The organism is Epibacterium ulvae (genome assembly GCF_018678075.1).
In the GTDB taxonomy this organism is placed as follows: domain Bacteria; phylum Pseudomonadota; class Alphaproteobacteria; order Rhodobacterales; family Rhodobacteraceae; genus Epibacterium; species Epibacterium ulvae_A.
Genome location: NZ_JAHHIR010000090.1, coordinates 1 through 7,369, shown reverse-complemented (window position 1 = coordinate 7,369; position 7,369 = coordinate 1). Strand labels below are relative to the sequence as shown.

At 52.2% G+C, this 7,369-nt stretch carries 9 protein-coding genes and 1 pseudogene; 6 read left to right on the top strand and 4 right to left on the bottom strand.

The window, feature by feature from the left end:
• The 4 genes and pseudogenes from KMP13_RS18280 to KMP13_RS18265 all read right to left on the bottom strand — a co-directional run.
• Positions 1–448 (bottom strand): annotated as a pseudogene (locus KMP13_RS18280) (IS481 family transposase); the annotation flags it as partial.
• Between the two features lie 169 nt (positions 449–617).
• A complete protein-coding gene (locus KMP13_RS18275) occupies positions 618–1,385 on the bottom strand; it encodes a phosphotransferase family protein (RefSeq protein ID WP_215267414.1) in 768 nt (255 codons plus the stop codon).
• Positions 1,386–1,519: 134 nt separating this feature from the next.
• A complete protein-coding gene (locus KMP13_RS18270; RefSeq protein WP_215267413.1) occupies positions 1,520–2,200 on the bottom strand; it encodes a flagellar hook capping FlgD N-terminal domain-containing protein in 681 nt (226 codons plus the stop codon).
• Between the two features lie 3 nt (positions 2,201–2,203).
• Positions 2,204–3,952 carry a flagellar hook-length control protein FliK gene (locus tag KMP13_RS18265; RefSeq protein WP_215267412.1) on the bottom strand — a complete coding sequence of 583 codons (1,749 nt, stop codon included), beginning with the start codon at positions 3,950–3,952 and terminating at the stop codon, positions 2,204–2,206.
• 129 nt (positions 3,953–4,081) lie between these two features.
• On the opposite strand from KMP13_RS18265, the gene KMP13_RS18260 reads away from it, so the two are divergent.
• From KMP13_RS18260 to KMP13_RS20855, 6 genes are all read left to right on the top strand, one after another.
• Positions 4,082–4,375, top strand: coding sequence for a rod-binding protein (locus KMP13_RS18260; RefSeq protein ID WP_215267411.1), 294 nt, complete (start codon positions 4,082–4,084; stop codon positions 4,373–4,375).
• The gene (locus KMP13_RS18255; protein ID WP_215267410.1) at positions 4,368–4,727 is read left to right on the top strand and encodes a flagellar biosynthesis protein FlgN; all 360 of its coding nucleotides are present in this window, start codon (positions 4,368–4,370) and stop codon (positions 4,725–4,727) included. The genes KMP13_RS18260 and KMP13_RS18255 overlap by 8 nt, the downstream gene beginning before the upstream one ends.
• A gap of 213 nt (positions 4,728–4,940) precedes the next feature.
• On the top strand, positions 4,941–5,777 hold the full coding sequence (locus tag KMP13_RS18250; protein ID WP_215267409.1) for a flagellin: 837 nt from the start codon (positions 4,941–4,943) through the stop codon (positions 5,775–5,777).
• 80 nt (positions 5,778–5,857) lie between these two features.
• Positions 5,858–6,229: a flagellar biosynthesis regulator FlaF gene (flaF, locus tag KMP13_RS18245; protein WP_215267408.1), complete on the top strand. Its 372-nt coding sequence runs from the start codon at positions 5,858–5,860 to the stop codon at positions 6,227–6,229.
• A gap of 3 nt (positions 6,230–6,232) precedes the next feature.
• Positions 6,233–6,637 (top strand): flagellar biosynthesis repressor FlbT, encoded by a 405-nt coding sequence (flbT, locus tag KMP13_RS18240; protein WP_215267407.1) that lies wholly within the window; start codon positions 6,233–6,235, stop codon positions 6,635–6,637.
• Positions 6,638–7,144: 507 nt separating this feature from the next.
• Positions 7,145–7,369, top strand: a 225-nt coding sequence (locus KMP13_RS20855; RefSeq protein WP_285895569.1) for a transposase, incomplete at its 3' end; no start/stop codon positions are given.

The following is a 7,369-nucleotide window of genomic DNA, read 5'->3' as shown; positions in this document are numbered from 1 at the left end:
GGTCAATGCCGACGAAAAGATACAGCTTACCCTCCGCAGTCTGCACCTCGGCAATATCGATATGAAAAATCCGATCGGGTGGCGCTTGAGCTGCTGCCGCTTAGGCTTGTCGCCCTCGACATCCGGCAAGCGCGAGATTCTATGCCGCTGAAGACACCGACGCAGCGCTGACCGCGTCAGATGCGGGATCGAGGGCCGGAGCGCATAGAGGCAATCATCCAACGGCAGCAGCCTATGCCGCCGAAATGCGACGCATGGCCTCCTCGGCTTGGCTGAGAGTGGTTGAGCGCGGCTCTTTCGGGCCTGTTTTGCGATCCTCAACGGTCTCGCGCTTTCGCCACTTGGCAACCGTCTTCGGGGTGATCCCGGGTTCCGTGCTCAGCGCCGCGATCAAAGCTTGCGATCGCTGTATTGCCGCTCTGACCGCATGCGTGCCCTCCCGGCAGATTTGCGGTGCAAATCGCCTGCCGGGTAACAGTGCGTGGGACACCCGTCACGCACTTGTCCCATTATGCTTCCTTCGATTCCAAAAAACAGATCGCACCATCAAACTATGGGATCAAACACTTAGACAACCATTCGCACTGGCGCGCCGCCCTACCGCTCGCCTATGGACACTACGCGTTCAAAGACTTCAGTTTTTGAATTTCCAATCCCATGGCATGATGATCCCTCGGATCGCCGTCCTGACTGCGCCAATTACAATAATTGGCCATACGCCAAAGATACCAAGGCTGCAGATCCAGATAACGCGCCACCCGATTCTTGTACGGGTAGGCGTCCAAGAAATGCGTCTCTTCTTGGGGTGTCAGAGCCTTTCCTCGGTATAAAAATTGCATAGCCGGTGACAGGAAAATCGCGAGATCTTCGGCAGGATCCCCCACAACCGGGCACTGCCAATCGATCAATTGTATCTGTTGTTCTGAGACCAAAATGTTGCCGGGTACCGGGTCGCCGTGAAGTAAGGTCACGTCATAAGTCTGACCGACCGACCCCATCGGTTCCAACAATTTCAATGCCTGTTGATCTGCGCAGCGATGCAAGATGTCATGAGACTGAAGGATCAGTTCAACAGACCCGTTTGGCCCTCGAACCATGTCACTTGGCTGGGGTTGATCGTGAACCTTAGCCAAAAGACGAGCAACATCTGTCGTCCCAGACGCCCACGAATCCCCTGGTAGGTGGTCGTACAAAATCCAGCGCAACCCTTGGTTCAGGCCGACATCCCTTAGTCGCGGACCCAGACCCGTGTCGGCAAGCGCTCTCAACATCGATGTCTCACGGTCGGGATCGTTGCAAAAGAGCGGATTCGAACTGTTTGGATCGAACACTTTCAGTACCGAGTTCCCTATTCGGAACACACAATTAGACCTGCCACCCTGCAATTGTTCAACAGAGCTGAGATCCAGCCCGCGTGCAGCCAGTTCCTGCCAAAAACCCGATTGTAAGTCCAAAGAGAGAAAAGTCAGGGCGCACTCCAATCAGCTTGACCGAGGAAGCGCGCTCCTTTGAAAACGCCCTACAGGGACGTATCGCGCAACGCGGTTACCTCTGTCGAGTTGATCGCCGAACCGCCGTCCATGATCAAGACCACTTGGTTGTTCAGCAGCTGTGTTTCACGAATGCGGCCGTAAACTTCCGCCGTTGTGGATCCGATCAATTCGTCGTTTTGATAACTTTCCAGGGTAAACCCATAGTTCCCGACAGCAACTGGGTTGTCGTTGGCATCGCGACCGTCCCATTCATAATCTTCAGTAGAGGCTGGCAGAGACACACGGTTGATTTCATTTCCGTTCGAATCCGCGATGATCAGTCTTACATCATCAGCAACCGAGCTAGGATTGGGCGACACAACAACAGGATTCGTACCGTCAAAGTAACCGTCCACGGCCGCACGACCGTCCAATCCGACCCATTGGGTAACGGTTGAAAGCGATGACAGTGACAACAATTGTTCTTGCAGCCCAGAAAGCAGATCATTGGCCTGGACTTGTTGTTCCACCATCGAAAACTGCGCAAGTTGCGAGGCATATTCGGTCGAATCAATGGGCTCCAATGGGTCCTGATTCTGTGCTTGGGTCGTCAACAGACGCAAGAACGTCTCAAAGTCAGACGTGATGACAGTTTCGCTTGAGGTGCTAGTTGTCGGTGTCGTAAACAGCGATGCGCTGGGTTCGCTGGAAGTTACTGGAGTGGTCATTGTTTAAACTCTCATATCCAGCCCGGATCCACCCAGGCTCAAAGTTTGTTTAGTTTGCACGTCATGCGCATCTACTTCGTTTGTCTCTGCTGAGGTCCCCGACCCTTGTGGCTGATATCCACCTGAACCATCAGATTGACCTGGGGAACCATCGCTGGTGAAAGAGAATGAAATGTTCTCAAAACCCATTTCGCGGAATTCTTTTTCCAATTCACCGATGTGACGGCGCATCAAATCGCCGGTTTCTGCGCGCTCAACATGAATCATCACGCGAACACCACCATCGCTGGTGGCCAATTGCATTTTGACCTTACCGAGCTCTTTCGGGTTCAGCATAACGTCGACTTTTCGCTCACCCTTGGATGCAAATGCCTCGCTCAACTGTGCGGCGATTCGCTGAACTACCTCATTTCCCGGTACCGAAAGTGGTTTGAATGTTGCCTCAGTAAGAGCTTGTGAAATGCCAACCGCCTCAGGCCCCCAACGCATCTCGACGTCCAAACGAGGGGTAGCAGCATCGCTCTGATGAGGCAGTCCAATCGGCGTCAACAGCGCAGTCTGCGAAACTTGAGTGGGTGTCAGCAATCCAAGTGAGTCGGCACCACGGGCTCCAGCATTCTTTTCGTTGGAAGAAAATGCTTTTTCAGTGTTCTCGGAAAAGGCACCCGACAGCAGGTTTGTTTTTGCTTCCATTTTCGCGACCTCAGCAGACGCGGCTTGTGGCGCAACATCCCCAAAAACAGGCTTGCTTTTGACCGACAAGGCCGGAGCTTCAACCTTTGTTTCTTTCTCTGAGTTCGATCGTGACGTCGGCTTCGCCAGACCTGACTGCAAAGTCATTTCAAATGGTGACATCGTTTGCAGCGCATGCGAAACTGACCCGGTGTATACTGTTTTAGGTGGCGCATTCATCTGCGATGCCACTTCGCCAGATCTCATCTTCTGTTCCGAATCTAACGCAAGGGCCTGTCCAGAGCCCGTCTTCTTTTCCGTATCCACCGGAACGATTCCCAGACGAACCCTATAGGCATAGGGCAACTCATCGACGGACGCTGCGCCAATCAAAGTAACCCGAGAGGTTTTTTCTCCGAGATTCGGTGCGCCAAATTTGCCTTCCAAAGGCTCGCCAAGACTGCCGGTCCGTAAAACTTCAGCCTTGGTCAGAACATCGTCGCGCCCAGTTGATAGAACCGAAACGACACCCTTTTCGCTGGCCTGTGAATCTGCACCAACACTACCAACAGCTATGCCACCAGTGACACTTCCCACCTGATTTCTGCCGCTCCCGGAAGCATCCGTCTCTGATTGAATTTCCGAAGCAAGTTCCGCTGCTTTAGCGGCGCCGGCATCAGTTTCTGATGTATCGGCGCCCCCCCCCGCCGACGCTCCGAATGCATTCGGCGAAACTGGCAATTCGTCTTCAGGAAGCGCGTCGGCTTTTGAGAGTTCCGCAGCCTCTGTTTCCGCGATTTCATCCTCGAGACTGGAGAAGTCGACATCTTCCAGAGCATCAGCGTCTTCCGAAACAACGCCAGACGTAGGTTCTTCAGCTTCAGAAGAATCAAGACCCTCTGCTAATTCGTCACCCAGCGTCTCTGACACCTCGGTCAAACTCTCTTCTTCCGCTCCTGTTTCAGCAAAAACAACCGAGAAAGAATCACTTTGAGAGGTGCCTTTCTTAGACTCAACGGACTTCTGACCAAAACTATTCTGACTAACGTCAGCGCTCTGCCCAATATTTACAGGGTTCATGATCGGGTTCCAGACATTCTATCTTGACAAAACCACAATACATAAATTCGGTTACCGTAATTTTAACTGCTCCTCGGCCATTCTGCGAAAAGTCAAAACAAATCTAACTTTTCGAATCTGAGGTCCAGAATGGATATCCATCAAAATTCTACCCGGCCTTCGGGTACTGGTACCGTAGGCACATTACCGAATGCGGAAGATCCCGCACGCAAAGCAGCAATGGATCTAGAAAGTGCATTTCTGGCCGAAATGTTGAAAGCAGCAGGACTGGGGAAAGCACGTGACTCATTTGGCGGCGGCGCCGGTGAAGATCACTTCACAAGCTTTCTCGTAGAAGCACAAGCCAAACAAATGACCAAGGCCGGCGGAATCGGGCTGGCAGAGTCTCTTTATCACGCGTTGAAGGATGCCCAAAATGACTGACCTATCCGCTCAAGAACAGATCGATGAATTGGACGACATCCTCGAACAAGAACGTGAGGCATTGGTCCTGGGGCATCTCACAAAACTGGAGGCGTTGCTGGAACGCAAAGGCGTTTTGATCGAAGGCCTCAATGCATTGAACGAATTGGAGCGTGAAGCGCTTGAGAGCGTTCACAATAAGGTGTCCCGCAATCAAGCGCTCTTGGATAGTGCCATGCAAGGTATTCGTGCTGTCGCAGCACGTATGCAGGAACTGCGCCGCGTGCGTAGCGGGCTAGATGTGTATGACCAAGCGGGCCGGAAGAACAGCTTTTCAACCGCCAGCAGCATGAAATTGGAAAAGCGCGCCTAAGCCCGAGCAATTTAGGGAAAATTCTAAAAATCCAAATTTGGGCTTTAGCACTCCATTAGCAACTCACGGTGCAAAGTCACCTTGCACCTCGAGACGGGGTGGCGCGAAAGCCAAGAGGCAATTCGCACAGTCAGAAAGACGTCAGAGAGCGCCCCTTTTGGGGCAGGGATAAATCGGGGGAAAAAGAACCCCCGCACACAAGGATTAAATGCTATGACCAGCATTCTGACCAACAGCGGCGCAATGGTTGCGCTGCAGACTCTGAGCTCGATCAACAACGACCTGACCGACACTCAGAACGCCATCTCCACTGGCCGTGAAATCAACACCGCGAAAGACAACTCCGCGATCTGGTCCATCTCCAAAGTGATGGAAGCTGACGCTCAGAGCTTTGAAGCAGTTGAAGACTCTCTGTCGCTGGGTGCAGCCACCGTTGGTGTTGCACTTGCCGCTGTGGAACAAGTCTCTGACATCCTGAACGACGTCCGGGAAAAAATCATCCAAGCAACGGGTGAGAACGTTGACCGTACAGCTATCGGCAACGAAATCACGCAGCTGACAGGTCAGATTGAGCAGATCATCGACGCAGCTCAGTTCAACGGTGCAAACCTATTGGATGGAACAACCGTTGATGGCACAGAAACCGAATTGACTGTTCTGTCCTCGGTCAACCGTTCCTCCACAGGCATCGCGATCTCCAACATCACGGTACCCGCGCAAGACTTTACCACCAATTTGGATCTGACCGACATCGACTTGACTGATGCAGGGACCATTGACACTTCTCTGCAGAACATTGAGGCCCACCTCACGACTCTGACCACATCAGGTGCTGTCATCGGTGCGGCAGCTTCTCGTATCGATACTCAAATGGAGTTTATCGGCAAAGTTAAAGATGCGACGAAGGAAGGTATCGGCGCCTTGGTTGACACCGATATGGAAGAAGCATCTGCACGTCTGAAAGCTCTGCAAACACAGCAGCAGCTTGGCGTACAGGCTCTGTCGATCGCGAACTCCTCGCCATCCACACTGCAGCAGCTGTTCCGTTAAGTTACAACTTGATCAGGGCGTTAACTGGCGCCCTGATCGACCCAACTCAGAGAATCTGATGTAATACGTTAGGAAAACACGTGAATGCCCAATTAAAGGCTCGGAATGGCTATGCCACAGCCAACGCCCAAATCAGCACACCCAAGAGCTTTGAGTATAAGATTATTGCTCGTGTTACACGGGAAATAATTGAGGCTGCGAAAAAAGGCAAAAAAGGATTTCCTGCTTTGCTAGAAGCTGTGGAAATCAACCGAAGACTTTGGCGTATTCTTGAAGAAGACCTTCTGAGTGCAGACAACCAACTACCTAACGACACCAAAGAAAACTTGGTATATCTGGCTGAGTTCACTCGCCAATACACACCAAAAATCATTCGAAGAGAGGCCGGAGTTCAGCCAATCTTGGAAGTCAACACAGCCATCTTGCGTGGCCTTCGCGGAGGAGCGACCTGAATTATGAGTGGATTGGTCCTAAAATTGGCCCCAAAAGAACGCGTCCTTGTAAACGGCGCGGTCATTGAAAATGGGGATCGCCGTAGCCGCCTGTCAATTGTAACCCCTGATGCCAATATTCTGCGTCTGCGCGATGCCATTCATCCCGAGGACGCAAATACACCGGTGCGACGTGTTTGTTACGCTGCCCAGCTCGTTTTGACGGGCGACATAGATGCCAAAGAGGATCGGTTGGCAATGCTGCGTCGCATTGAAGAATTGAGTCAGGTGTTCACCGACCCGGATAGTCGAAATTCCCTCGCGGAAGCAACAGATGCGATCTTGAATGATAATCATTACCGTTGCTTGAAGGCGCTGCGTACTCTCCTACCACGTGAAGAGCGCCTGCTCGCTATTCGTCCGTCTTAAGGGGACGAAGTTCAACAGGAACCAATAGCTCCAGCAACACAAGTTTTAAGTTGGAGTTTTCCATATTCTTCCGGTGGCCTCTAGCCAGAGGTGGTCGCGGGAGTTCGGACCAGTTGTTAAGGTGGATCGAATGACGAAAGAGGCGATCTGACCTGAACCCCAAGTTCCCTCCAGCTTTGTACGGAGTCCTTAGGGCTAAATCTGTGGCCTTAGGCGGCCATTTTGGCCATCGTGTTTCTCTGCAAGAATTCCCTCGGCGTCAGGTTGCCTAATGTTGAATGTGGTCTGGGTCTGTTGCATTTCTCCTGCCATTCTTCAAGCGTTCGCGGGCGTCACCCATTGTTCCAAACAACGTTTCATTGAGGCATTCTGAGCTACCCCCCGAAAATCGGACACTGACGTAAGCTACGATTTGTTGTCTGTTGATCTTCAACACGAAGGAGATTGACGATGTCGAAACGGAAGCAACATCACCCTGAGTTTAAGGCCAAGGTCGCATTGTAAGCACTGAAAGGTGAGGAGACGGTCAGCGAGTTGGCCAGTCGGTTTGGCGTGCATCCAACGATGATCCATCAATGGAAACGCGCATTACTTGAAGGCGCTTCCGGCGTATTTGAGCGCGGCGGGCGGACGGCACCGGAAGTTGATGAGGAGCAGGTCAAAGACCTGCACGCCAAGATTGGGGAGTTGGCCGTCGCCAACGATTTTTTGGCCAGAAAGCTCAAACCTTGG

Bases quoted from the DNA above. Each gene is read 5' to 3' on its own strand.
- KMP13_RS18270 (WP_215267413.1), bottom strand. From the start codon at position 2,200: ATGACCACTCCAGTAACTTCCAGCGAACCCAGCGCATCGCTGTTTACG.
- KMP13_RS18265 (WP_215267412.1), bottom strand. From the start codon at position 3,952: ATGAACCCTGTAAATATTGGGCAGAGCGCTGACGTTAGTCAGAATAGT.
- KMP13_RS18260 (WP_215267411.1), top strand. From the start codon at position 4,082: ATGGATATCCATCAAAATTCTACCCGGCCTTCGGGTACTGGTACCGTA.
- KMP13_RS18255 (WP_215267410.1), top strand. From the start codon at position 4,368: ATGACTGACCTATCCGCTCAAGAACAGATCGATGAATTGGACGACATC.
- KMP13_RS18250 (WP_215267409.1), top strand. From the start codon at position 4,941: ATGACCAGCATTCTGACCAACAGCGGCGCAATGGTTGCGCTGCAGACT.
- flbT (WP_215267407.1), top strand. From the start codon at position 6,233: ATGAGTGGATTGGTCCTAAAATTGGCCCCAAAAGAACGCGTCCTTGTA.